The organism is Serratia sp. CoH_122_TC_1 (genome assembly GCF_058191755.1).
On the sequence record NZ_JBXWLA010000021.1, the window covers coordinates 59,691 to 83,610 of the forward strand.

Annotated in this window: 23 protein-coding genes; 2 read left to right on the forward strand and 21 right to left on the reverse strand. The window is 55.1% G+C overall.

The window, feature by feature from the left end; translation table 11 throughout:
* Position 1: 1 nt before the first annotated feature.
* Complete coding sequence (locus AC2FC2_RS22945) at positions 2-2,167, reverse strand: type VI secretion system Vgr family protein (protein ID WP_414072393.1); 2,166 nt, start codon at positions 2,165-2,167, stop codon at positions 2-4.
* Between the two features lie 306 nt (positions 2,168-2,473).
* Between AC2FC2_RS22945 and AC2FC2_RS22950 the strand changes: the two genes are divergently transcribed.
* Positions 2,474-3,112, forward strand: coding sequence for a DUF2913 family protein (locus AC2FC2_RS22950; protein WP_129942301.1), 639 nt, complete (start codon positions 2,474-2,476; stop codon positions 3,110-3,112).
* Between the two features lie 13 nt (positions 3,113-3,125).
* Positions 3,126-3,689 (forward strand): transposase, encoded by a 564-nt coding sequence (locus AC2FC2_RS22955; protein WP_207213225.1) that lies wholly within the window; start codon positions 3,126-3,128, stop codon positions 3,687-3,689.
* A 43-nt stretch (positions 3,690-3,732) separates the two neighbouring features.
* Here the strand turns inward: AC2FC2_RS22955 and AC2FC2_RS22960 are convergent, their stop codons facing one another.
* The 20 genes from AC2FC2_RS22960 to traO all read right to left on the reverse strand — a co-directional run bounded on the left by AC2FC2_RS22960 (position 3,733) and on the right by traO (position 23,919).
* Entirely contained in the window at positions 3,733-3,963 is a 231-nt protein-coding gene (locus AC2FC2_RS22960) for a helix-turn-helix domain-containing protein (RefSeq protein ID WP_314592548.1), read from the reverse strand.
* A gap of 269 nt (positions 3,964-4,232) precedes the next feature.
* Positions 4,233-4,571: a hypothetical protein gene (locus AC2FC2_RS22965; RefSeq protein ID WP_490326241.1), complete on the reverse strand. Its 339-nt coding sequence runs from the start codon at positions 4,569-4,571 to the stop codon at positions 4,233-4,235.
* A 294-nt stretch (positions 4,572-4,865) separates the two neighbouring features.
* Positions 4,866-5,750: a plasmid replication initiator RepA gene (gene repA, locus AC2FC2_RS22970; protein ID WP_242501606.1), complete on the reverse strand. Its 885-nt coding sequence runs from the start codon at positions 5,748-5,750 to the stop codon at positions 4,866-4,868.
* A 280-nt stretch (positions 5,751-6,030) separates the two neighbouring features.
* Positions 6,031-6,291 carry a replication regulatory protein RepA gene (locus AC2FC2_RS22975; protein ID WP_065686491.1) on the reverse strand — a complete coding sequence of 87 codons (261 nt, stop codon included), beginning with the start codon at positions 6,289-6,291 and terminating at the stop codon, positions 6,031-6,033.
* Between the two features lie 189 nt (positions 6,292-6,480).
* Entirely contained in the window at positions 6,481-7,014 is a 534-nt protein-coding gene (locus tag AC2FC2_RS22980) for a phospholipase D family nuclease (protein ID WP_129942300.1), read from the reverse strand.
* Positions 7,011-7,358: a hypothetical protein gene (locus tag AC2FC2_RS22985; protein ID WP_129942299.1), complete on the reverse strand. Its 348-nt coding sequence runs from the start codon at positions 7,356-7,358 to the stop codon at positions 7,011-7,013. The genes AC2FC2_RS22980 and AC2FC2_RS22985 overlap by 4 nt, the downstream gene beginning before the upstream one ends.
* A complete protein-coding gene (gene trbC, locus AC2FC2_RS22990; RefSeq protein WP_129942298.1) occupies positions 7,337-9,553 on the reverse strand; it encodes an F-type conjugative transfer protein TrbC in 2,217 nt (738 codons plus the stop codon). The genes AC2FC2_RS22985 and trbC overlap by 22 nt, the downstream gene beginning before the upstream one ends.
* A complete protein-coding gene (locus AC2FC2_RS22995) occupies positions 9,540-10,592 on the reverse strand; it encodes a DsbC family protein (protein ID WP_129942297.1) in 1,053 nt (350 codons plus the stop codon). The genes trbC and AC2FC2_RS22995 overlap by 14 nt, the downstream gene beginning before the upstream one ends.
* 109 nt (positions 10,593-10,701) lie before the next feature.
* Positions 10,702-11,787 (reverse strand): secretion/conjugation apparatus DotM-related subunit, encoded by a 1,086-nt coding sequence (locus AC2FC2_RS23000; protein WP_207213224.1) that lies wholly within the window; start codon positions 11,785-11,787, stop codon positions 10,702-10,704.
* 217 nt (positions 11,788-12,004) lie between these two features.
* Entirely contained in the window at positions 12,005-12,640 is a 636-nt protein-coding gene (gene excA, locus AC2FC2_RS23005) for a plasmid IncI1-type surface exclusion protein ExcA (protein ID WP_065686231.1), read from the reverse strand.
* Between the two features lie 63 nt (positions 12,641-12,703).
* Complete coding sequence (locus tag AC2FC2_RS23010; RefSeq protein WP_129942295.1) at positions 12,704-14,848, reverse strand: DotA/TraY family protein; 2,145 nt, start codon at positions 14,846-14,848, stop codon at positions 12,704-12,706.
* 93 nt (positions 14,849-14,941) lie between these two features.
* Complete coding sequence (gene traX, locus AC2FC2_RS23015; RefSeq protein ID WP_021807933.1) at positions 14,942-15,502, reverse strand: conjugal transfer protein TraX; 561 nt, start codon at positions 15,500-15,502, stop codon at positions 14,942-14,944.
* Positions 15,492-16,700: a conjugal transfer protein TraW gene (gene traW / locus AC2FC2_RS23020; RefSeq protein WP_129942294.1), complete on the reverse strand. Its 1,209-nt coding sequence runs from the start codon at positions 16,698-16,700 to the stop codon at positions 15,492-15,494. Before traW ends, traX begins: the two co-directional genes overlap by 11 nt.
* Before the next feature lie 12 nt (positions 16,701-16,712).
* A complete protein-coding gene (locus AC2FC2_RS23025) occupies positions 16,713-19,772 on the reverse strand; it encodes an ATP-binding protein (protein WP_129942293.1) in 3,060 nt (1,019 codons plus the stop codon).
* Complete coding sequence (locus tag AC2FC2_RS23030) at positions 19,747-20,361, reverse strand: conjugal transfer protein TraT (RefSeq protein WP_129942292.1); 615 nt, start codon at positions 20,359-20,361, stop codon at positions 19,747-19,749. The genes AC2FC2_RS23025 and AC2FC2_RS23030 overlap by 26 nt, the downstream gene beginning before the upstream one ends.
* Positions 20,362-20,465: 104 nt before the next feature.
* A complete protein-coding gene (locus AC2FC2_RS23035; RefSeq protein ID WP_129942291.1) occupies positions 20,466-20,852 on the reverse strand; it encodes a DUF6750 family protein in 387 nt (128 codons plus the stop codon).
* Positions 20,853-20,928: 76 nt separating this feature from the next.
* The gene (gene traQ, locus AC2FC2_RS23040; protein WP_021807928.1) at positions 20,929-21,471 is read right to left on the reverse strand and encodes a conjugal transfer protein TraQ; all 543 of its coding nucleotides are present in this window, start codon (positions 21,469-21,471) and stop codon (positions 20,929-20,931) included.
* Positions 21,472-21,481: 10 nt separating this feature from the next.
* On the reverse strand, positions 21,482-22,201 hold the full coding sequence (gene traP / locus AC2FC2_RS23045; protein ID WP_314592529.1) for a conjugal transfer protein TraP: 720 nt from the start codon (positions 22,199-22,201) through the stop codon (positions 21,482-21,484).
* On the reverse strand, positions 22,194-22,562 hold the full coding sequence (locus tag AC2FC2_RS23050) for a hypothetical protein (protein ID WP_129942290.1): 369 nt from the start codon (positions 22,560-22,562) through the stop codon (positions 22,194-22,196). Before AC2FC2_RS23050 ends, traP begins: the two co-directional genes overlap by 8 nt.
* A gap of 10 nt (positions 22,563-22,572) precedes the next feature.
* Positions 22,573-23,919, reverse strand: coding sequence for a conjugal transfer protein TraO (gene traO / locus AC2FC2_RS23055; protein ID WP_021807925.1), 1,347 nt, complete (start codon positions 23,917-23,919; stop codon positions 22,573-22,575).
* Between the last annotated feature and the right edge of the window lies 1 nt (position 23,920).

A 23,920-nucleotide genomic window follows, 5' to 3' on the forward strand; every position in this document is an offset into this window, starting at 1 on the left:
CTTACTCCTTGAATTCCATGACACGTTCTACCTGGGCATTATCACTGGCCTGGTAATAGGTTTCCTTCGCTGGCTTTTGGGTTTCCGGCAGGCTAAGTTCCAGGTTGTCTTCTTTTTCGGATCGCACCATCAACGTTCTGCCCAGGGCGTCGGTCTTACCTGAAACCACCTGACCGTTGGCCCCCTTGATGGTGTAGGGCGTATTGATCAGTGGTGCACCGGTGTCTTCATGCAGCAACGTATAACGGGCAGAGTAGTTAAACAGCGGGGTTGTGGGCATGACGCCGGCAGCATGTTCAGCCAGCGTAATACTCACCCCTTCAATGCGGATATGCCCCATGGGGTCAATGACAATGCGCCCCCCGGCATTGCCGATCTCAATCTGGCCGCTGGCAGAGTGGATCGAGATATGTTTGCCGACCTTCAGGGAGTCATTGTCTGCGACGTCAATAAAGCGGCTTTTCTTCACGACCGTGGTCTGCTGACCATCAATGGTGACGGTTTGATCCTTCGCCACCGTGAGCGATTGATACCCACCGATGGACTCATCATCATCAACTTTGATCACCGAGGTGCGGTTATTATCGACCGTCAGTGTCATATCCCGATTGATGGTAGTCGCCTGATCCCGCAGTACGTCGGTATTCATGTCCTGTTGCGCATGAATATAAATTTCTTCACCACCCCTGAGATCCTCAAACCGCAGCTCATTGAAGCCATCGCCTTTATGGGTTTTTGAGCGGAGGGCCATCTGGGTTTTGGTTGCCGGTAAGTCACCGGGTGGCAGATTGTTGGCGTGATAGGTGCGCCCAATAATGACCGGCTGATCGGGGTCACCATTGAGAAACTCCACAATGACCTCATGGCCCACACGCGGAATGGCTAACATGCCCCAGCCAGCACCCGCCCAAGGATGCGAAACCCGTACCCAGCATGAGCTGGTGTCATCCGTTCTGCCAGAGAGATCCCAGGGAAAGCGTACCTTGACCCGCCCATACTCATCGCAATAAATCTCTTCAGACCCTGCTCCCGTGACGATCGCCACCTGCGCGCCATCGATGCGCGGTTTGGGTAGCGAAAGGGGACGCCAGGTCTGGTTGTCGGGAATAAAGGTAAACTGGCAACCCAACGTGGTGCCCTGTTCCCCCGTGGCCTCTTCCAGTGCTTGCGGTTGTCTGCCGGTGTGCGTGGCCCCGGTGATTTGCCAACGGGCGTTATGGGTTTCCAGCGGATGATTTTCCAGTGTAAACCACACACCCGGTTGGAGCGCCGGGCTGTTGGCCGCACCTTCTCCCTGATGCGCGTCGTTACGCAACGCCTGGACGCGCCAGCGGGCAAATTGATCCCCTGTGGGGCCAGTGCCTTTGAAGCGACCCGGATAATCATAGTGGCGATAATCGAAAGCCTGGTGCTCGAGGTCATTGGCAGTCTCACGGGATTCTGCCTGCCACCCCGGATTTTTGAAGGTGTAATCTTTCAGCAAGACTTCAGACGGGCGCAGACTTTCTTTGCGACGGAAGGTACTGATACATAACGTATCTGAATCTGCCCTTTTGGCGGGATGATAAGGGAGTGTTGGCCCGGTATCCAGTGCGGCGCAGTCATCGGCAAAGACCAGCGTGTGTTGCTGATCTTTATGCTCAAAGAAATAAAAAATCCCTTCCTCAGCGGCAAGCCGATCCAGAAATTCTAGGTCACTTTCCTGGTACTGGACGCAAAATTCACGCCTGGCATGGGTATCACGCAAAGCAAAGGCATAGTGACTGATATGATGTTCTTTCAATAACGTTTCCAGGATCTCCTGAACATTCCGCTGTTGAAATATGCGTGAATTTCTGACTAATCCAGCGCGCCAGAGTGCGGGGCGTATACTCAGGCGATAATGTGTCTGATGGCGTCCTGTATCTCCCTGTTCCACTTCAACCACGATGCCATTGACGATCCGCTGTACCTCGGTATCGCGCCAGACAGTCAGCGTGGCGCTTCTATCCAAAATAGCAGCGAACTCGATGCTGGGATTGTCACTGGCAGCCTCAAGTTCAAGGAAAAATGGCGTAGAGAACTGTTCATGCAACGTAAAGCCTGATACCACAAAAGTTTCTGGTTCCAGACTGCCCACACTCAGCGTAAAGCGAAGCCCACTGGCTTCCCTGCTCATGCTTGCCATCCGCCTTCCTTATTTATGGCGTGAATATATTTCCGTTTAATGAAAATAAAATCGTATATATACATAAAAAATATTAATGCATAAAAAAATGCAGCACAACCGATAAGTACATGACCAAATGTGTTCTAACTTGGTTATGCATGATTTTTTGAGGGGGTATGCCTGAACCGCCGAAATTTCCGACTTTCTATTTTTAGTGAACTTTTGGGACCAGGATGACTCCATCCTGCTGCTTACCGGTTACACTGAATGACGATGGGTCGTAGATCTCTTATTAATCTTTCGTCAAAACAGGCAGGATAGACGTTGTTAGACAAGACCGAATCCGTTACCACGGAAAATACCACCTCAGCACTCAGTCACCTGGCATTTTGTGCCTTGGCAGCCTTGGGGCTGGCGCGTCAAGATGGCATGGCCGGCACGCAATATGCAGAGAATTTGTTTCTTATTCGCTGGCTGGCCACCGCCCAAAAGCAGAAGCGATTCCCCAAAAGCGTGGCCGTCGACATCAACTGGCTACTCGAACGCGGGCGTAAGCACGGAGCGGCAGGCAAACTGCGTCAGCACCTGGACTCCCTGTGGCGCTCCTGCAGTGGCAATTTGGCCGCACAATCCGATCTGTTCCGGCTCACCTACGCCTCTGAAACGCTGAAAGACCAGGGCTGGGACAATTACGTGATGGATGCACATGAGTGGAAATCCGGAGTGACCCTGACGCCGTCACTTAACAACGGCTTCTACGTCGAAAAAACGGCGCTGAATGCGGCCTTTACCCAGGACGGACGCCACCTGCACCCCGTCCCTTTTCGTATTATTGGTGACACCGTCACCTTCATTCGTGTCATGACGGAATATGGCCTGAACGCGAGGCTCGTCGACAGCACCCCAGATCACCATACGGTCGCGCTGGAGCCCGCGAAGCATTGCTCCCTGCCAAACCGGTAAAAAGGAAACACCGATGACAATGGCCGATTTTCGCCGAATGGCGGCAAAAATGGATCAACATATGCTGCAGCTGGATGCACAAGGCGTCACGGAGCCGCAGCGGGTTATCAACCGCATGATGGGCTATACCCCCGAATTGCATCAGATTTGGACCGGCACCACGGATAAAGAACTGATGGCATTAACCCAGGAATATCCGGGGTTTTACCGTTACGCCCTCATCATGGAAACCGCCTTCGAGCAGGAGAACCAGCGGTCATCCCGCTCTTATGACGAGATGCCTGAATTCTCTGCAACACATAAACACACCATGGAACAGATACTCACCACGGCCGCAACCCTGGAACGGGGCTACCTCGCTTATCAGGGCAACACCCTGTCAGTGTTTGATGAACAAATAATCCGGCTGAGACAGTCGTTCGAATTATGGCAGGAATGCGTGGAAAAATTTCGGAAAGTGCTGAATGCCGATGAAATCGTCCCCCCCATGCAGCGTGACTATGTTCATGCGGGGCTGACACAAATTGCAGATCGGCTCATCGATTTACAGACTAAAATCCAGATGCATAGAAAATGACATCTATGCCGGGATCCCCGAAAATTCCGCCTCATTCGTTTCTTTAGCCAGTGGGGCTCTCGCCAGCCAGTGTTCTGATCCGCTGGCGCAGAGTCTCAAGTGGCAGAGTATCAATGTCCGGTAGCATCGCCACCAGGGATAATGCCTGGATAGCCAACACAATGGCTCTGGGCGGCTTACTCTGCTCATAACGGATGTAGGTACGCATCGAGATACCAAACTCCTCCGCCGCCCGCTCCTGTGTCCAGCCAAGTCCTGTCCGCCAAAGTTTCAACTCGAATCCTGTCATCGCTCACCCATACACTTAAAATATGACATTTTGTCATATTATATCTTTATAATATTGTTTTTCACACCCGGCAGGGCGACGGCCGTTTCGGCTCACCGGCATGAAAGCTTTGGGTTCAATGCGCGTTAGCGCATGAAGGCGACAAACATGGCCATAAAGAACTCAGATGATAAGGGTCGCCGGTCGCGCGGCATAGCCGCCCAGTTCTGATAGGTTTCGCCTATCCCACCCCCCGCCCTGTAGAGCCAATCCCACTAATAGCACCACAAAACTGTTTTTGCGCGGTCGGAGTGGTCATGGCAAGGCGTAGCCGCAGCCGGGGCGTAGCTCCGCGTTAGCGGGCCGGTAGGGCCGCTTACGAGCGTGTATATGAAACTTTCAGCGATAGTTTTTACAACGACTCGATAGTTAGTTACAGCATCCATCTTAAAGCCACTCTGTTCCGGGCCTTTAGGCCCGGAGCTGGGAGGCTTTGCGGTGGTTGAGTTCTGAGAAGGTGTATGAGTTAGCCTTGTGACTTTTGCCCGCCTTTGGCGGGAGCTACTTTGAAGGAGCTTGCGCCGTTTCTGAGTGGGCGGGTTTACCCGCTGCAAGTGAAGCCATTACGCACAGAGCAGAGCTCTTGTAAGGTCTTTTTAGGTCTTAATGAAGTTACAGTTACTTTGCATGTAATTCTTAGTAGGCATTTGCCTTCATAAGGTATTTGCATCTATCTGTGGAAAACTCGCAACACCTGGCCAGACCCTTGCACTAGCCATCGGTTTGACGGACTGCCTCGCAGAAAAATGGCACCGAAGAGTCAATTCAGAAATAGTGGGCGTGCCGAGGCCTACGCAATCAAGCGCATCAATGGCAGGAGGGCGGAAAGCCGGGCAAAAGAGAAGGGGTTATGGTGTATCTGGTGGGGCTGACGTGGCCAGTTTACGCAGGGCGTGATAGCGCTGATCAACCTGTCGCTTTAGCGCTAGGTGTCCCATGGCCTCCAGCTCATCCTTGCTGTACATCTTTATCAGACCGTTAAGGATCTCAGTGCGCGCCTGCTGGCGCTCCATCTGCAGCAGTTTTTGCGCTTGCCGCCGCTGTTGTTTGAAGGAACGGTGACGTGCCCGGTGTTCAAAGGCCCGTTTGATATGCTGTTCCTTGGCACGCCGGCGTGCCTCTGACAGAGTTATAGGGGCTTCGCCTTGCTTGACCAGCCCTTGATTCATCCACGCCAGTTGTTGATTCTGCGCCGCCTGATACTTGCCCAGCTCGTAACCGATCAGGACAAAGAACAGCTCGGTTACCCAGATAATTTTGGGAATGTGGGAACGGCTGGCTTCATCCCAGGCACGTTCACAGGCGAGGGCACCCAATTCTTCCAGCGTGGTGATCGCCCGACTGGCGCGTGAGATGCTTTTTTTGTCACCACTACCGGTCGACAACCCACACCAGTCGGAAAGCTGTTCAACGCTGGCCTCAACCTTGCCGGTCACAATATTCAAACGATCGGACATCGCCACCATCAGCGCATTGATCGCTCTGGCCCGGTGTTCATTCATACGTTTAAAGAACGGCCGCGTCAGTCCGGTTTTCTGCTGGACGCGCGGTGTGGTGTACCAGGCTTCATGTCTGGCCGGCTGATTCTCACGGGCAGCCGTCACCAGTGCCCGGATAAGAGCAGGTTTGTTCGCCCCAGCCTTGGGAGGCTGGTAGGTGGGGAAAGGATTGCTGACGTAACAGCCCCGGGAACAGGCTGGTGTCGCTTGTTGGATTGCTGAGCGGTTATCCACCACTCCCTGCACTTAAGTTGCACAGGAGGAGTTGACCTTTAAAAGGCATAAAACTATACTCCCTGCATAGAGCAACGCTTCTATACAGTTTTAAGTGAGCCCCGGTAATCTTCTACGTCGCCAAACAGAAGAGATTATCGGGGTTTTTGCTTTCCAGGGGCAGTACAATCTTCTCAACAGCCCCTGTTCATTGCCACCTTGCGGCGTGGCCAACCAAAAAATGCTTCAGACGATCAGTAATCTAGCACCAGAAGTCAGACCTAGCAAGAAAGTAAACCATTTACTTTTCGGTAAGCCGTCTTTTCGCTTCACGTTCAATCAGCATCTCAATCATTTGTCCTTGAGTAAGACCATCATCTGAACAAAACTCTATAAATTGTTCTTTTAGAGGATTTCGGACAAATACATTAATCTCTTTATGCGTTAAACGTTTCCGGGCTATCGATGCAAGCTGCTTTTCAGACGCAGTCATAGCATTGCCTTTTCTATACTGACGCTTCGCTTTCGATGAGGAAGTTACTGCATTTACGGCCTGTGACATTTCTGCCTCCCCAAGGATCTGAAAAGGATCGTTTGGCAAAGCGTACTACAGAATCCGTAAGTTAGCAGCATAAAAAGCATTTTTCAGTCCCGTTGGCGCGGGATGACAGATAAAAATGCAGGAAGAGCGGACGACCGGAGCCCAGAGGATCAAGTCGTCATAGGGTGACAGAAAGGTATGGGGGACATTTCAATACGAGGAGCGCCACTCCTTCCCGATATCCCAGCGCGATTGCCAGTGCGCCAGGTAGGTTTGTGCCACGCCAGGCATATCACGCAGCACCAGCGCATTTTCAGAGTTGGACCGCGCCGCTGCGCGGCTAAAATTGAATGACCCGGTCTCGACATTCACCTGGTCGGTGATGATCAGTTTGTCGTGCATTATCTTGAAGTTATCGACGGTACGAACCGGAATACCGGCATTGACCAGCAAATTCATCGCCGCCTGGCTGGCCTTGTTCTGATTTCCCTTCGCGTCCAGCACCACTTTCACATCAACACCACGATGCTTGGCGCTCGTCAGTGCTTTCGCCACCTCGGGGGAAGTGAACGAATACCCCATCAGACGGATACTGCTCCGGGCGTCATTGAGCGTATTCAGCACCAGCTGCAGGGCGCTGCCTTCGGGTGAGAACCCCACCTGCACCGAGGGTGCCGCCATGGCACACGGAGCGACAACCAGGGTTGCGGCCAGACACCAGACTTTCAGCGAGGTCCGTATCATTTTGCCCCCCCGTAAAACACATTGCCGTTCCTCGAACTGACGCCGCCCTGCACATGACCACAGGTGACGTTACCTGTACGCGTCTCGATGTTGCCGGTGACATTACCGGCCCTGACGTTGCCGTTGGTACTGCGTACAGTGCCAACATTTCCCTGCACCGTCACATCGGCCTCTTCGGAATCAATCACCTGCACATCACCCACAATCGTAATGGCGACAGCCACCACCATCCCATCGCCCAGCGACACCGTCTGGCCATCCGCAATCACCTGGTTACCGCTGACGCGGATATGATTACCATCGACGACCATTGTCTTGCCGTTTACTGTGATTTTCGTTGCCATTTTGCGTTCTCTTTTGAAGTGTTGTTGGCCGGCTTCTCAACCGGAATATGTTGCATTTGGTAGGCCATCAGACGTGGTTGCCCAACACCCAGTACGGTCGGGGTTTTCGCCTGCACCTGATAACCCCGCCCACGTGCCGGCAGATGCGCCAGTGCCGTTTCCCATAGCAGGCTGGTGCTGACCGCCGCCGTCGGACGTCGGCGCCAGATATGCTGCCATTCGTCTTCCAGGTCATTGATGGCCGCCAGCGCGGGATCGGTCAGCAGCAGGTTCTCCAGATCTGAACGTGCGTCCGGCGCATCCAGCCGGCGGACTATCTGCTGTATCCGGTCAGCCCGTGGATAGCTACGACGAACGGCTGCCGGTGCCTGCGCAAGCAGCGCATTGAGAGACGGCGGAGCCACCTCAATAAAACGGTTAATCTGTATCGCCTCTTTCGTGAACTTGTCAGCGTCAGCGATATAGAGCGAAGCACCACGAATAACCTCCCCCCGGAACAGGGTAATGTTCTCGCCCTCCTGCAGCTGCTGCACTTCTTCCACGCTGACTTTCTTTTGCTCGCGCAGTTGCAGTTTGTCGTCTTCATCCCAGCGACTGCCCATGACACCGTTCTGACGCACCATCTGGCTCATTTCCGGCAAATACTCCGTGCCGGCCATCAACTGCAGGATTTCCAGTGTGTCTTTCGGGTCCATGATTTTGCCGGTGATACGGGTACCCATGTTGGCGATCAACGTCCATACACGGTCACCGGCCGCCGATTTAAGCCGCTGTGCTTCTTGTCCGGCCAGCAGCAAGCAATACCCCAGCGATCGGACCTGGGTGGCCAGCTCACCCAGCTTTTCGGTGTAACAAGCCCCCACCTCATCGGCTATCCACAGAAAGGGGAACCTGTCCTTGTACTTGCGTACAACCATGATGTCTTCCGGCCGCCCCTCCAGCTTTTCACCGAGGTCCTGGCTCAGGATCATCGCCAGCTGAGATACATACAGTCGCCCGAGTGCAGCCGCCTCGGTGGAAGAGATTTCCAGTGCGGGGATAAGGATGACGAGGATGCGATCGTTGTGAACCACATCTTTCAGGTCGATGTCACCGGCGTCGCGGGCAAACACATGACCGTAGGTGTCATTGAACAACGCCAGCATGCGGGTGAACTGCTGAATGAGGTAACCATGCTGGTTCAGCGCCTCCGGCGCCCATTCTGACGGGGAGTCCACGGTAGCCAGGTCAAACCCCGCCAGCGTGCCCAGATAGTTCTCCAGCGGTAATCGCGCCTCATCATGCCACTGCTCTTCCACTGACTGGATATAGAGCCGCGCAATACTGCGCAAGGGGAGATGGGCTTGAATAGTACGCTGCGACATCACCGTCCCTTCTCGCCTGCATTTGTACACCAGAGCAAACACCAGCGCCTGTATCATCGCCCGCGCTTTCTCCTGCCAGCCGCCATCGTTGCCGGCCGGTGGCAACATCGAATCCATCAGGTTGATGATGTAGGTTTCTTCAGCGATGCCGAAGGCATTGACCGTATTGGTTTGCGGTCGGTTTTTGACATCTTCCAGCAGCTCCTGAGCCCGCGAACGACCGCCGGTGATGAAGTTCATCATTCGCAGATCGTCTTCACGACCAAAGCGCCGCGCCATGGACGCAATGGCCAGCGCCACATCGTTTTGTGCCTTGGCGTCGGAATAAATCAGCCCCTTGCCAAGAGCGAGTTGGTTGAGCACATAACCCAGCAGCGTTTCCGTCTTGCCTGCACCGGTGGTGCCAAACATCAGGATGTGCCGCGTCATGTCATCCATCGACAGCCACAACTCACGCCCCGCATCACGCCCACGCAGATACCCCAGATAGAGGATGCCGGCTGCCTTGCCCATGGCGATACGCATGACCGTCACGGGCAAGAAACCAAACAACTTGCCCGGCACCTGCCGCTGTGTAGAAGGGTCGAGCCGATCCATATCGGTAGGCATACGCATCGGCATTTGCCAGGGTTCCATCAGCATCGCGGGCGCCCAGAACACCATCACGGGCAGCGTTAACCACAACGTGACCGGCCAAACCACACCGGCGATGACAGCCCCTGTCATCCCCAGCGCCAGCCCTCCCGGGGACAACATCCAGTCCCCCAGGGCTGAGTGATAAACACGGCGGTTAACGCGGTTGCGTTCAACGCCATAGTCAGTGGGTTGCATCCGGCGTCTCCTTCTCGCTCAGGAACTGACTCAGTTGGGCTGGGTCTCGCAGGACTGCCTGGGGTACATAGCGACCATCATCCGCAATCACCCAGGGCGTACCCGGAATGCGATAGGCCTGATAGGCCACCTCGTTGACGCCCAGTGCCTTTTCAGCCACATCACAGGTGCTGTCGGCTTTCTTGTCGACTGGGGGTTGTTTACCCAGCTGCAGTCCATCCGTACCAACAGTAAATAATGCCTGCCAGGCAGCTGGCCGTTGCTCCGGCGGCAAGCACAACACCGGGGTGATGGCAGCAATGGATTTCTCGCGCCCAATCACGGCCACCGGGAAGACGACCACGTTCGCCAAATGGGCTGCAGCCACTAATGCCGGCTCCAGATGCCGGCAATTCGGGCAGTTGGGATCAGCAAACACGTATAAGGTACGGTCATGGCCAGAGGAATAGTTCACGGTGAACAATTGGCGATCGGCAGCACTTTTCAGCTTCTGCGGCAGGGTTGCCCGGACTGACGTCGGCAGCGCCCAGCCATCTTCTTGCGCGGCAGTTCGCGTTTGCTGGACAGGAACAGGTATTTCAGGACGTATGGCTTTCGCGTTGGTATGCGGAGGAAGCGCTGGCGGCAAAACCAAAGGCGGTGGTGCCAGGCTAACCTCTGGCCCCATCCCCAAGGGTGCAACCTCCCGGGACTGCGCCAGGTAAACACCCAGCATGACCCCGACAAACAGCAACGCACCAGCCATCGTCAACCGAGTACCCCATCGGGAGCGCCATTTTTCCGCCTGCTGCAGCTGCGCACCGGACAAGGCCGCAAGCAACTGATCGTTGCCACCATTAGCGCTGGACTCAACTGTGAATACGTTCCCCAACGTGTCGCAGCACATCACCCCAGCGTCAGACAGGAAAAAAGTCGGCTGGCGGCGCAGGTCGACAGTACACAAAGTACGGACACCACCGTTCTCCCCAGTACGTTGAACGACTAACAGATTATCGCGAATGTATACGGAGAAAGGCGCATAGCTTGATTTTGCACGCATGGAATATCCTTTTAATTCAAATACAGGTCGACACCAGAGCCTGATTAGCCTGGCGTACAAATGGGGTAAAATTCGGTGGATGTGATCAGATAAATCAAGAGGGGTGACGCTAGGCTGCAGTTGTCTCCTCGCTGTCCGGCGGGTCGGTAATGGCATAAACAGCGGACATCACCGACTGTTCTGCCGCCTGGCGACGACTAATCACCACCGGTGTATACGGATAGACCAGACCCAGACTTTCCAGATCGGCCTGCAGCCCTTCAACAGCTTGCTCCACCATGATGCCCGGACGAGGCAATCCCAACTTGCCAGCGCGCACCTCGGCCCGAGCCTGAGCAGCAATACCAGCACCTTCGACAAACACCTTGGCGGTATCTGCCGAATGCAGGCCATACCACAATGTACGGTCAACACCCTTGAGCCAACGAAAACGCGCCGGGGGCAATCGCAGGTCACGGGCATACAACCCAACCAGCGCACTGCGCACATACCCATGTCGCGCCAACCACTCGTTGACGCCTGGTGCTTGAACCACGCGTTCAAACGCTGTATTGGCCAACGGGAACAACGGCACAGGTGAAACCCGCTTGCGCCGTAAAAAACGCCGCACTACGCAGGAGCGATTCAGGTCATCCAGCAACCGTGACGCCGCCGCCCGATCGTTCAGGAATACTTGCAGACCAAACACTGCCAGCAGGGCGCGTTCATAAGGGTGCCAATTTGTCACATTACACATTGTTTTTCCCAACTGCGCAGTGAAGACCTCCGCTGCGGCAGTCCGATCGAGCGTCTTGCGTTGAACGAGTTGATGTTGCGTGGTGAAGTCTTCGGGTTTCAGCGCCCAAACATTCGCCGGTGCGGGATCATTCATCAGGCCATCCGGCCCGGATGCCATGGCCAGAACAGGCATCACGGAGGGGGCAAAGCCACTGACCAGGCCCGGCAACGTATGGACATTGATGGACCGTTTGCTGCGAAAAGCCAGAACGGGGTGCTGCGCCAGCGCGATAAAGCTGGCCACAACGATCGGCACCAGGAACAACAGTAAGATACCTGAAGTGGCGTTCATCACATTAAGCCACTCATCGAAGGTAACGCTGGCGGCGTGATTGGCCGTGTCGGCCAGCAGGTTAATTTTTCCACCGGTCCAGTTATGGATGCGGGGAACATCTACCGCAGTCCAGAGCCAGTACAATACCCAGCAACTCCCGTATACAAACGAATCAAAAAATAGCCAACACAATAGAACGGCAGCGCAGAAGGCCAGGAACATTTGCCCTTGATCGCCGTCCCACGCGCTCTGCGATGGGCGGTTATACATAGAGGAACTCGCAAAAAAGAACACCGGCTAAAAGCCGGTGTTGAGGGTGTTTGCCACCCGATGAGGTGACTAGAGGGGGATAAGGTACGGCTCAGGCCAGGCGAGGGATCGCGATATGGTTTTCACGCTCCAGCTGCTCACGGTGAATATCAACATACTCAGAGAACGGCATCGCCGGCTGATATTGCTTGAACTCCATAGAACCCAACGTATCAAACCAGCGCTGGGCCCAAGGGGTCGCAATTTCAATGCGGGGCAACTCAGGGAGTTTGGTGTAAAGGCGGAACATCTTTCCTTCCACTTCCCGATTGGTCCAGTCGTTCATATCCAGTCCAATCACGTCCACTTCACCTTTGCGGATACGGTGCACGTAAAGGATGGTGCCGCGCTTGATATCGATACCCAGATATTTACCATCACCTTCATGGAACATCTCATAGCCTTGCTCTGGCATAAAGAAATCGGAACTTTTTATATCATTGGTAATGATTTTCAAAAGACGGCGTTTTTTTAAAACATGAAAGAAGAATACAGCTACTGGGATTATTACCCCCATCCAGATTGTTCCAACAATAATATATATGTCGCTACCTGTCTTACCAGGGGCACTAATGGCAAACAGAGATAAAAGCCCCAATATGAGCAGACACGGGAGAGCAACTAACCCATAAGCAAGTTTGATAAGGAAAAAAGTGAACTCTTTCCCTGTTTTTAGTCGCTGAGCCATAAAATCTCCTCCTCTATAATTGAATACATTATACCCAACCACTGTGTATTTGTCAGGGGGTTTCTACTGTATTCCATCAGTTTCATTACCCTTTCCAGACCGCTTCGGCATATTGCGCATACCGGGAATTCGCTGCGATCCCGTACCTGCAGCACCGAACATATTTTTCATATTATCGACCAAGCCACCCATAACATTATTCCCTTCTCGACCACCGAGGAATGAGATCACATAATCTGGCAGTGAGGCCTGTAAGCTGAATAAGCGCGTCACGCCAAAGGTGGCAATACGTGCATATATCATCAGCCAGCCGACCATTTTGACCAACCCCATAATCGAGTCAGCATTAGCGTTGGCCAGGGCTGAAGCAAACAACAAATTGAGTACCGTGCCGCCGGCAATCGCCGCCACAGAGGCGAAGAAGAACCCCAACACCATCAGCGAAGGCCGCAACATCATGTCAATCAGGAAAATATACCCATATGCGCTGCGGCTCCCCTTGTCTTCTTCTGCCCCCAGATGCGTCGCTGACCACATTGGTCCTGCTGCGCACCCAATCAGCACGCTGACAATCCAGTTAAAGAAGCCCGTCATCCAGAAAATAAAAGGGACGGCCGGCAAAAATACCGCCAGTGAGAATCCGATAGCCAAAAGTGCAAACATAAAGAAGTAGAACATTGGCGCCATCGCGCCCATCACATCCTTCACCACCGCGCCGGCATCAACCGCAAAGATCTTACTTGCCCACCCCACCGGTGAGTTACTGGCCGCCGATGCAATCGCCCAAGTGCCGGCATAGGCTGCCATCAGCGTTTCTGTGGTACCCAGCGTATAATCGCCTACTTCTTGCATTTTAATCAGTGGGTTAACTTGCTCAGTGTAGTCTGAATTTGCTCCTATATTTCTCGTTGCTATAAAGTTAGTTAGCCTTTGTATAGGACTTTTTAATATGCCAACAAATACAGAGTTGGGCTCTTGAGCTGCACCGGCTGCACTAATCTCACTCTCCGTTTGTGTTCCCAGGGGGGGTGTATAGGTACTGTTCTGCACCTGTGCGCGATAAGCGGTAAACACCTGGTTATACAAGTCTCCCGTACCGTGCTCACCCACCCCACTCATGCCACTGGTGATAGGCGTCGCGTTGGCCACATCGTTGGTTTTACTGTTGGCGGTCGCGAAGGTGTGATACCAGGCCCCCAGAGAAACCCAGCCATAACTCTTGATCTGATTAACCAGTTGGCTCTGCAGCGAATCCTTGTAGTTGATCTGGTTCAACGCTTTGTTGACCGTATCTTCATAATCGGCCGCCGCATTCTGGATGTCGGTTTCCACATCCTGAAAACTGCCACTGTCCTGATCACGTTTACTCAGATAGGTATCGACGAAATCCATTGCCGCCCGATCCAGCGACGTCTGCATCCTGTCCAACGCCTGCTTTTGTGACGCCACGACACTGTCGGTATCGACCTTGCTGTCAAACAACAAGTTCCATACACCGCTACGGGCAGAGTTCGGTGTTTTCGCCGACCCGCAAATGGCACTGCCATTACCGGTCTCATATTCCCCGCTGCCCCCTTTCGTACTCATCATGGGTGTATTCGCTTCCCCTGACGCATAAAGAGCCTGCAGTTCGCGGTTGATGGCATATTTGCACAGGTTCATTTCAAAAATGGCCCGTGCAGCTGAACGGGTCGCCGGCGCGGTCGGCTGCGTGACCATCGAATACCCGCTGGCCATCATATCTGCCGCTTTATCTGTCAGCAGGTTAGCGCTTCCGACGCCCATCACCGACGCGGCCCACAGCATCACCAATTGCGAAATCGACCACCCCGAGCCTGTAGGCACCAGCGTGATAAAGCCCGCAAAGGTCATAACCGGATACAGCATCGAGCGAGCACCATTAAACACACGCCCCTCATGTCCAGCCTTCACGACGGTTTTCATCGTCACGGTCAAAAACCAGAACAGGGCTATGGCACAAAGCACACCGTTGATAATGGCAAACAGCGAGCCAATCAACGTTTGTTGCCCAGGGTTAAACGGATGTAGAACCACATCCCCAAAGATCATGACCAGCGCCTGGCGCGATAAGTCATTGGTTTTCTGTGCAGCGTCTGCGATGGTCTGATAATTCACACCATCAGCGAACGCCGGCCAGGAAAAGAGCAGCAGCAAGCCTGCTGACCACAGCCTTTTGAGAAATTTCATCGTGTTGTCCGTATGTTATGTCCCCGGTAGATCGCAGGGCAGAAGGCAGGGAAGTGAATGAGGCGTCAAAGGGGGATAAATGCAGTCGGGCTGTCAGCGCCAATAGCCTAATGACACCACTTGCCGGCAACAGCGATTCTCCGACCGGAAATCACCGAACGTCCCCTTTTCTTCTTTACTGACGCGCTGCGTATTGAGTTGCCACAGGCGATACGTCACGATCAGCGCTTTCACGAACCCTGCAGCCCCTAACAACGCCAAAATCAATGACGCAATCGTCGCACGCAGCAGGACCGAGCCTGGCAGGGAGACTACACTCACCATGATCATCAGTAACAAAATCAAGGAGAGTCCGCCGCAAACCAGCATAAGGAACCACCAAAATGCCCGGATGCGTACATAGTTGGTGCGAAGCTGCTCAACCGAAACGCCCGCTGCCGCCACGGCTTGTGCCCAGGTCAAAGCTTCACGGTCAACCTGACGACGTTCGCGAACCACCTCCCGTACCCGCCCCAGGTTGTTCAGTATCGGCCGCATGCTACCCCGGTAAATAACGCCCAGGTCAGAGAATGGGTTTACCAATGACAGCCCTACTTTCCCAACACGCCGCAACGAGGAGGTTCCTGTTTTCTTATCGTCTCGTTCAGTTTGCATTAGCCGTTACTCCCGCACTCATCTGGTTGGAAAGCTGCTGCAGCTGCGGCGCATATTGTGCTTTCGCCGCCATGGCCAATTGCTGCCCTGCGATAACATTTGCCTTGCGCAGCTCGTTTTTAATGCCCAACTGCAACCAGTTACCCAGGCTTTGGACACGGACCAGCTCACGCGTCAGATTGTCGCCACTCATCGCCTGCAGATCGGTTTCATAGGCGGTGTTGGCATAACGCCGGCCGACTTCAAAAGACTCGTACTCCCGTTCGCTCATCACCCCGGACCTCTGCGCTTCCTGGCTCGCCGTCGCTGAAAAATACTGACTGGCCGACGGACTCTGTAGCGACTCACCTAACGCATCCCGGGTCGCAGGATTGGGCTGGCTGGCCGCAATCATGTCCAGCTGGGGCTGCGAGGCCGCGCTCTGTATTGATTTGTATTGTGTCAGCAACCCCTGATATTCGCGGCCTGTGGCCGATTGAATATCACCTTTACCCGGTGTGCGTCCCGCATCATGGCGGGACGAGTTTTTCATGTAGGCCATCGCCGCATCCACCTGTTCTTGATTGAAGGTCAGGTCAGGTGCTTTGCCGACAGCGCCGGCACCATCCATCAGGGAACGCAACTCGATATCACCGCCGGGCAGCGGAGAGACCTGTGGACACAGGTCTGTCCCCCCATAGGTTGCCGCTTCCTCTGCCGTACAGTAAGCCGCATGTACCGCCGCACTGCGATAGCCACCCTGACGCGGTGCCACCGGAAGGGACGCTACGCTCTTGCGCACCATTTCGCTGCTGACGCCCCCGCCGCCAGACAGGCGGGAGGCACTGGAACGGGTTTGCTTGCTGACCTGCGTGGCCATGCCGGACGCCGATTCGCTGCAGATACTGTCCGTTACTGTAAAACTGTCGCGGGCTCGCTCCAGACGCTCTGTCTGACGCCCAAAGATGTCGGCCTCACGCTGCGCGCGAGCCGCCTCGGTCACCGCCGACACCTGTTTGTCACTGGCCTGCACGATAGCAGTACCTATCTGGGTTTCCGTTGTGAGGATCTCCGCCAACGTGGCATTGATGGTGGCCATTGCCGGCATCACCTGGAATTCAATCGGTGCACTGCCGGACACATAAACGGTATACGCGGCCGCAGGCTGGATCAGTACCAGACTGACCGCCAGCGCGACCACTGTCGCAGAGTATTTCATGATATTTCTCGCTTAAAGGTGATAGCCGCGTTTGGCAATAAGCTCAGAGGCAAGGTGGCGCGTGACATTGCCGGCATCCACATCGCCGACCTGCTTTCGACGCAGTTCGATCAGCTTCTCTGCCGTGCCCTGCGGAAAAGCCTCAGCCAGAATGGTGCGCGCCGTTGACCCGCCAACTTGTTCGTACAACAACCGCCGGAGCGAACTGTCTATCGGTGAAGAGTTAAGCGCCCACAGTTCAAGGGGCCCCAGCGCGTTTTTCAGTATCCGGGCCAACGTCCCCCCACCCTTGATACGAAAAATGCCCAGGAACGGCACGCCACTCCCGTCCGGCGCTGGGCCTGTGCCGCAGCGCTGGAAGTTACGCAAGGTGACTTTCGGTACCTTGAAGCGCTCGACCAGCAGCGCTTCGTCATCCGGATCGACCTCCATCATGAACAATGAATTAGCCGAGCGAAGTATGGCCTCAGGGAAATCGCGCATATACTGGGAAGACAACACGGTGCGGACCCCGAATTTCCGTTGTTCACGATCCTGGGTTTCCAGCATGGGGAAAATAAACGGCACTTTCTTGGCGTTATGCAGTTCGTCATACCCCTTGGTCTTGACCTCTTGATCCAGCTGTTCCAACCGTTCGATATGTAATGCGTGATAACGCTTGTCGACCGCGGCAAGCAACGCATCACGGTACTGAGGCAGGACGAAATCACCGCCAGCCACCTGGCCAGCAAACAGGAACATGATCCCCGTTTTGAGATGCCCCGCCTTACTGTCATCCCCCATCACGTTATTGAGGTCGATCGCGATCACGCGTGTTCGAGGACTAATGACAAACCGCGTGCGCCCAGCCAGCATTTTGAATTCACCCACCGCGTCTTTCATGCAGCGATACATATACTCCAGCAACTTTTCCTGACTGCCATCTCGCTGCACTTTACCGAAGGCCCCCTGAATATCTTCATGATTCAAGATACCGGTCATGTCGGTCAGTTCCGGTACAGCCTGGAACTGGGCCAATTGAGCCTCTCGCACATAGCCTCCATCAAACAGCAGATCACGCACTTCGTACCATAGCGCTTTATCCCACCAGTCTGCATCGAACCGTTCAAACAGCCCCAATTTATCCAATGCCGCATCGACACACTCCAATCCAGGAAGACCGCGGCTATAAGCCTGCGGGCTGACTTCCGCATTCGTGGTGTAGGCTTTGCTGATGGCCCGCTCGAGGATTTGTCGGGTATCGCGGGCATTAGGGGGTTCGCCGGTGCTGGGATCGATACACATGGCGGTCAACATGCTGAGGATCCAGTTGCGTTCAGGCTCTATCGGATAACGCGCCCCCAACTGGATATCAAACAGGTTGCGGCAATGGGCCACACTATTCTGCAGAACAATACCCACCACCTCATCTTTCCGTTCCGGCGGTAAAGCATCACGCAGCAAGGCAATCTGGCCTTGCATTGAAAATCCCTTATCCACGCCGGCAAAAAATGGCAGGTTTTGCTGAGCGCTGGTGATTTGAATGTTACCAAGGGCGTTAAGTAACACTGACTTCCCCGTCCCTGGTGAACCGGACACCAGGTTGGTCAACTTGTTCTGCTTACTGGTGGCCAGCCCCACAGGATAAAGTTTGCCATCCAGCGTGGGGAACAAGGCGTTGCCATCGTCCTCCCAGGCAGATGCTGGCCGCGTCAACGGCGTCAGGTTCAGTGCTTCGGATAACGGGGGGTAGAGCGGGTTGGGGCCGCTGCCTTTGCTGGATGCCACCAGAGTGGAAACCCAGGCACGAACCGGATCGCCGAAAGTCTGCGTGACCTCACAGACGCCCCATGACTGGAAAGCCTGTGTCAGTAGCGTCAGATTACGGGTTACCGCCTGTGGACTGTCCCCCCAGGTCGCTGCCGTTATCGTCATCACACAGACCGGTTCATTTTTTTCAACCTGTGTCAGTGCCGCGATGGACTTCCAAATCGGCCGTAAGGTCGGCACAAACGCCATAAAGTCGAGCGTCCCTTTCTTGACACCCAGCGCCGCCATGCCACCAGGCATCACATCCATCCGTACCCGCCAGGGCACCGCACGCGGCACCAATGCTTTGAGATGTGCAAATGTCTGAGGGGTTTGCGGCCCCAGGATCACCGACAACGTGCCATGCCACACGCCGTTAATGCACAGCATATTGCCCTGTGGGTGAACATCCTGATTCATCAATTGGAAGTTCAACCAGGGGGCCAGGAATGGCGTGTGATCATCTCCAGCACGTGCACCATGAGGCATAATGGGATCATCCGGCAACAATGGCTGCCAGTGCTCGGAGGTACCGGCACGATCCACTTGCTCACGCAATGCGTGCCCAACAGCATGCGCGTCAAGACGACTCAACAGCACGCCTTCGCCGTTATCTCTCAATGCCGCCTCTATGCCACTGAGAAAGGCATCATGTCTGATTTTTTGTCCCACCATCTCAGCCAAAACAGGGATTTGGCCAAAACGCGCATCGGGGCTTTGCTGGATAAGCGCCTTGAGACGCTTGTTTTCGTCCATCAGTTCGTGGGCGGACAATGCCTTGCGTCCGGTGTAACACACCAGATAGCAGCGTTCTCGTGACACCCAGGGGCTGATCTTGGCCACCCGCTCATCCAGAATTTCCTTCAGCGCCATGCCGGTACGGCGAATGGATCGGTATTGAGGTGCCATAAGACGCCTGACTTCTTCTTCCCCACGGGAGGGATCATCCTCGTAAATCAGGCTGAATTTATGGCCATGTCGGCGATACACCGCATTCAGGGATTCGGTCATACGTTTGATGCGCCCCGCCCAGGAAAACGGGGCGTCAGAGGCGGCCATTTCATCGGTATCGCAAAAGCTGCCGGCGACGGCAAAGGCCGAGCAATAATCACCGTCGTCAGTCACCAGGATATAGGGCGCTGCCAACTCGGGGTGGCGTATACGGTCGTCATCTGTCAGACGGATCACCGTCTGCAGATCACAGTAGTCGGGTAAATCCCGCGACACGGCAAAGCGGGAGGTGGCAGTAATGATCTCTTCAATCCAGCGGATCGGGTTCGGCATACAAATCACTCCGGCGGTAGGTAGGGAAACACCAGGTCGTCAGGGCCTGCGCCGCTGTTTTACCCTCAGGCAACAACAGGGACAGGTCATCGAACACATCAGGGGGAAATACAGGTACGCAGCCAACCAGTCGTTCTTGCAGGCGTGCCCGCTTGACGGGGGGCAGTCGCAGCATGGCTGCGGCAAACTCTCCCACTCGCGCCGTTCCCCATGCCCCTTCAACCTCTCGGGCATGGAGTATCATCCAGCGCCACACGCGTTTCCCCTCACGCTGCTGTGCTCGGGTGCCGGTAATCATCGCCAACAAAATCTGACGCTGCAGATGAAGGGCGTTCGTCAGTGAAACGCCGGGAAGCCAGACCAGACGAGCATGGGCTGCGGTGGGGCTGTCGAGGTGCCCGGAGAGGTAACATAAGGTGCATACCGCATGTGGCTCATCAAATCCTGCGCGGGCCCCCTGCCACAGTTTGTTAATATGCAGGCCACAGCATCGACAACGTGAACCGTCCATCGGCTGCGGCACCGGTGTTTGGGGATCGCCACTGATATCCAGTGAAAGTGGCGCTAGCGTTAACTGAGCTTCAGTCATGACGAATTCTCAACCAAAAGCAGACCGGGCCATCTCCCCGAATATGTCGCTGTGCCATAGATTCACTCCATAAAAAACGCTCCGGAAATCCGGAGCGTATCTCGTTAGCCGACGTTGACCGGTGACAGTCCCACCTGCGTTTGCGCTCGTTTGATAATTTCCGGCACCACGATGAGGCAGACCCCAAACAGAATTGCCGAAATAATATGGGAGACCTTAATCTGCGGATTGTCCTTCTTATTTTTTGCTGCAATCAGTCCGCCAATGACAAATACGGCTCCGGCAAGCTGTGCAATAACAAGTGCAGACTTAATCCCGGACTTGGCACCTTCAGCGGCACGGTCGGCCATGTCCGCAATATCACCATCGGCCAGTGCAGTGACCGGTAGAACCGCTATAGCTCCTGACAAAAACGCCATAAATCGCTGACGTAACCACGTTTTAATGAAATAAGCGCGCACGGAAAGTTTCAGCATCATGTCGTTTGGCATGATTGACTCCTTGAAAATGAAGATTGTTATTAATGAAGGTGAGAGTGCGCTTACGCGCGGATGAAACCCGGCAGGCTTACAGCATGCCAAGGGATTTTTGCAGGGCATCAAGCAGATAAGGACTGCAGACCATCATGATACCCAGCGTGAATTTCAAGCTTCCGGTGGAAACGTCCTGACTGGCCGACAACCCCGTATGCCCATCTTTAAGTGACCGGCGCCAGGTCAACATCCCCTGCAGCGCAACATAAACGCCAAAGACACGGATCAGGGTCAGCATGGCGTTCGCGGCATCGGCCGCCACACCAAAGGTGCCAACATCCACATAGCTGATGGCGTCGAAGGTAGCACCTTGCCAACCCACTTGCCGGGCTGCAGCACCGATCATCTGATCCAATCCCGCCAGCCCTCCGCACAACAGCAACCAGGCGATCACCTTTCCGCCCCCAGCGGACTGGCCCGGCGATTTACGTGATGCACTGGCGTGATGTGCCAGAAATGTCACCGCGCCTACCACGGCAAACAACATGGCCAGCGTAAACCCCAAACGGGTAAACGCCCCCTGCACGTTATGCGCGAGATTGACCAACAGCTGGATAGCATCGCTTCCGTTAGGCATAACCCTTACCTCACTTCAGCACGCCCGCGCTGGTGCTGACTTCACGAGACTGAGCATCGATAACGGTGATGGTCACCCGCCCCAGCCGATCGCCCGCTTTGACAGCCCAGGTTTTACCTTGCCAGTACACCCACGCCATGCCGTTTTGCACCGCATCAAGTCGCATGCCGGCAAGCGCAGAACGAGAACGGGGCGCGGCACGGTCATTAACCTGCGACACCACAGCTGCAGGCTTTGCCTCAAGAACAGACAACCTGCTGAGCAGATGGTTATTCTGTGCCTGCAGGTCAGTCAATTGCTGTTTCAGCGCGGCCAGCGCGGTACTCTGCGTTTTGACCGTGTCCGCCAACCGGGAAATCGCCGTGCGGTTAGTCTCCGCAAAAGAACGAACACCGCCCACCATGGTGGCAACGTCATTCTGCAGTTGAACCGCGTCCGCTCCCCCTGCCGGGGCGACAGCGGCCAACGCCACCGGTGCCGCAGATTGACCATACTCAGCCTCACTGAAGGCATCCTGCGTAGCGGCCGAACCGCCATCACCACCATTCACATAAGGAGCGAACAGATAAGCCGCAAACAGTCCCAGAGCAAGAACGGCCCCTGCAAGCCAGGGCAGCGTTAGACCAAAAAGCAACTTGCGTTGCATTAAGCCAGGTCTGCCGGGCATAGTCGGTGTTGGCGGAGCTTCAGGCGGGGCGGATACTGTTGGGTTAGTTGAAAACTCACTCATGCCTATTCTCCCGAGTAATCAGTTGAACCAGATAATCATGGGCACGCTCTGCGGCTTCCGGCCATGGACTCATCGCCGCCGCGTGTTCAGGATGCACGCCGGGCAGGCAGTCAAGGTAACTCTCCAGCGCTTCCCGTCCTTCATCAAAACGTTGATCGGTATACATAAGAAGGTACAACTCGGACACCCTATCCGCCTGTAACCAATCCTGAAGCAACCTGAAGGAGATAGCGTCAGGCTCACAGGCGTGCAAACAGGCCAGCGCGCAGTTCAGTGCCTGCCGCAGTTGCTGACTTTTCTGACGCCACGCCAAACTTTCATCCCGCCCTAGAGTCGTGTTCTGCTCGAATTGTTGTGCCATGGAATAACCCTTATTGCTGTTGCAGCCTGCGCTGCGCGTCGATACGTGCCTGCGTCTGTGCCCGCCAATCGTTTTCTGTCGGAGGCATTCTGTCTACCGGCTTTACCATCGGTGATGTGACCATTGGCGCTGTCGCGGCCCCCACGTTGGCCACATCGGTCGAGTAAACCCCGCGCATGAACTGGATCGCCACCACCTGTTGCTTCTCGACAAGCACCTGTTTCGACGGTAAGCGGGCAGCATCACTGCTCAGCACATTCGCCGCCTGACTGGCCGTGCCGCCGGCAATCACGCCAGCAACGGCTTTACCATCCGGTGTTTCCGGTCGCGTCGTCACCGCGTTGAAGCCGTTCGTCACCACCTGCGTATTGGCTTGCGCATACATCTCACCGATACCACCAATCCCTTTCAGCAAGGCTGGCAATACAATGCGCGAGAAGTAACGGTTATTGACTTCAGTGGCGACACTCGGCATCAGACTCTCATCCTGCAGCGCATAGGCATCGACCTGATAATTGACGCCCCCAAAAGCCATTTCGGTGAAGTGGATCACCACCCCATCCCCCGCCAGCTTCGCGCCGGCAGGGGCTTTAAGCACCGCTCCCGCATAGGGACCTGACACAAACCGCCCCAACACTGGGGTGGTGCTGTTATCTGAGTCCACGCCAATGTCGATCACGCCCGGACCACGCCAGTAGGGTGGCACGACCACGGAAGGCGTAACCGGAGATCCCCCTGTTCCGGTACTGAGTGAGGCCGTCTGCATCGACATATTGCCCGGCAGGCTGGCGCTCCAGCGGCTAAAGCCCGACATGTCTCCCCCGCTCCCCCCCGATGTACTACCATCTCCCCCACCGAGAGCCTGAGCCACCTGTATACCGGTTGGCGGTGATGTCGTATCCGTTCGCGGTACCATCTGCGCCAATAAGGCGTCCAACGCTTTCTGCCGCCGTTCGTCCTGCCGCTGCCTGTCCGTATCGGCCTGACGCGAATCACTGCGCCCCTGTCGGGCTGAGGGTTCTGTCGATGGCTTTCGCGCATTCGTAGCTTGAGAGGGTAGCGTCACGGGTTCCTGCTCCAGTGGTATAGAAGCAATAAAGCTGCTATTACGCTGCTGTGCGGTCGTGACCCCTTCCTGGTTATACTGTCGAAGCAAATCCCGGTACGCCGGCGTTTCTGTCCCCTTGCTGTGCACCGACGCGCCTACGCGATTGATATCAACCTGGGAGGGTGCCGGTGGCGGCGTAGCCAGCCAGCTCCAGACAAAATAAGTCCCGCCTACCAATGCCACCACAGCAGAGGCCACCAGGGTCAATGTCAGCTTTTTATCCCTTCCTGCATCATTTTCACTCGCCATG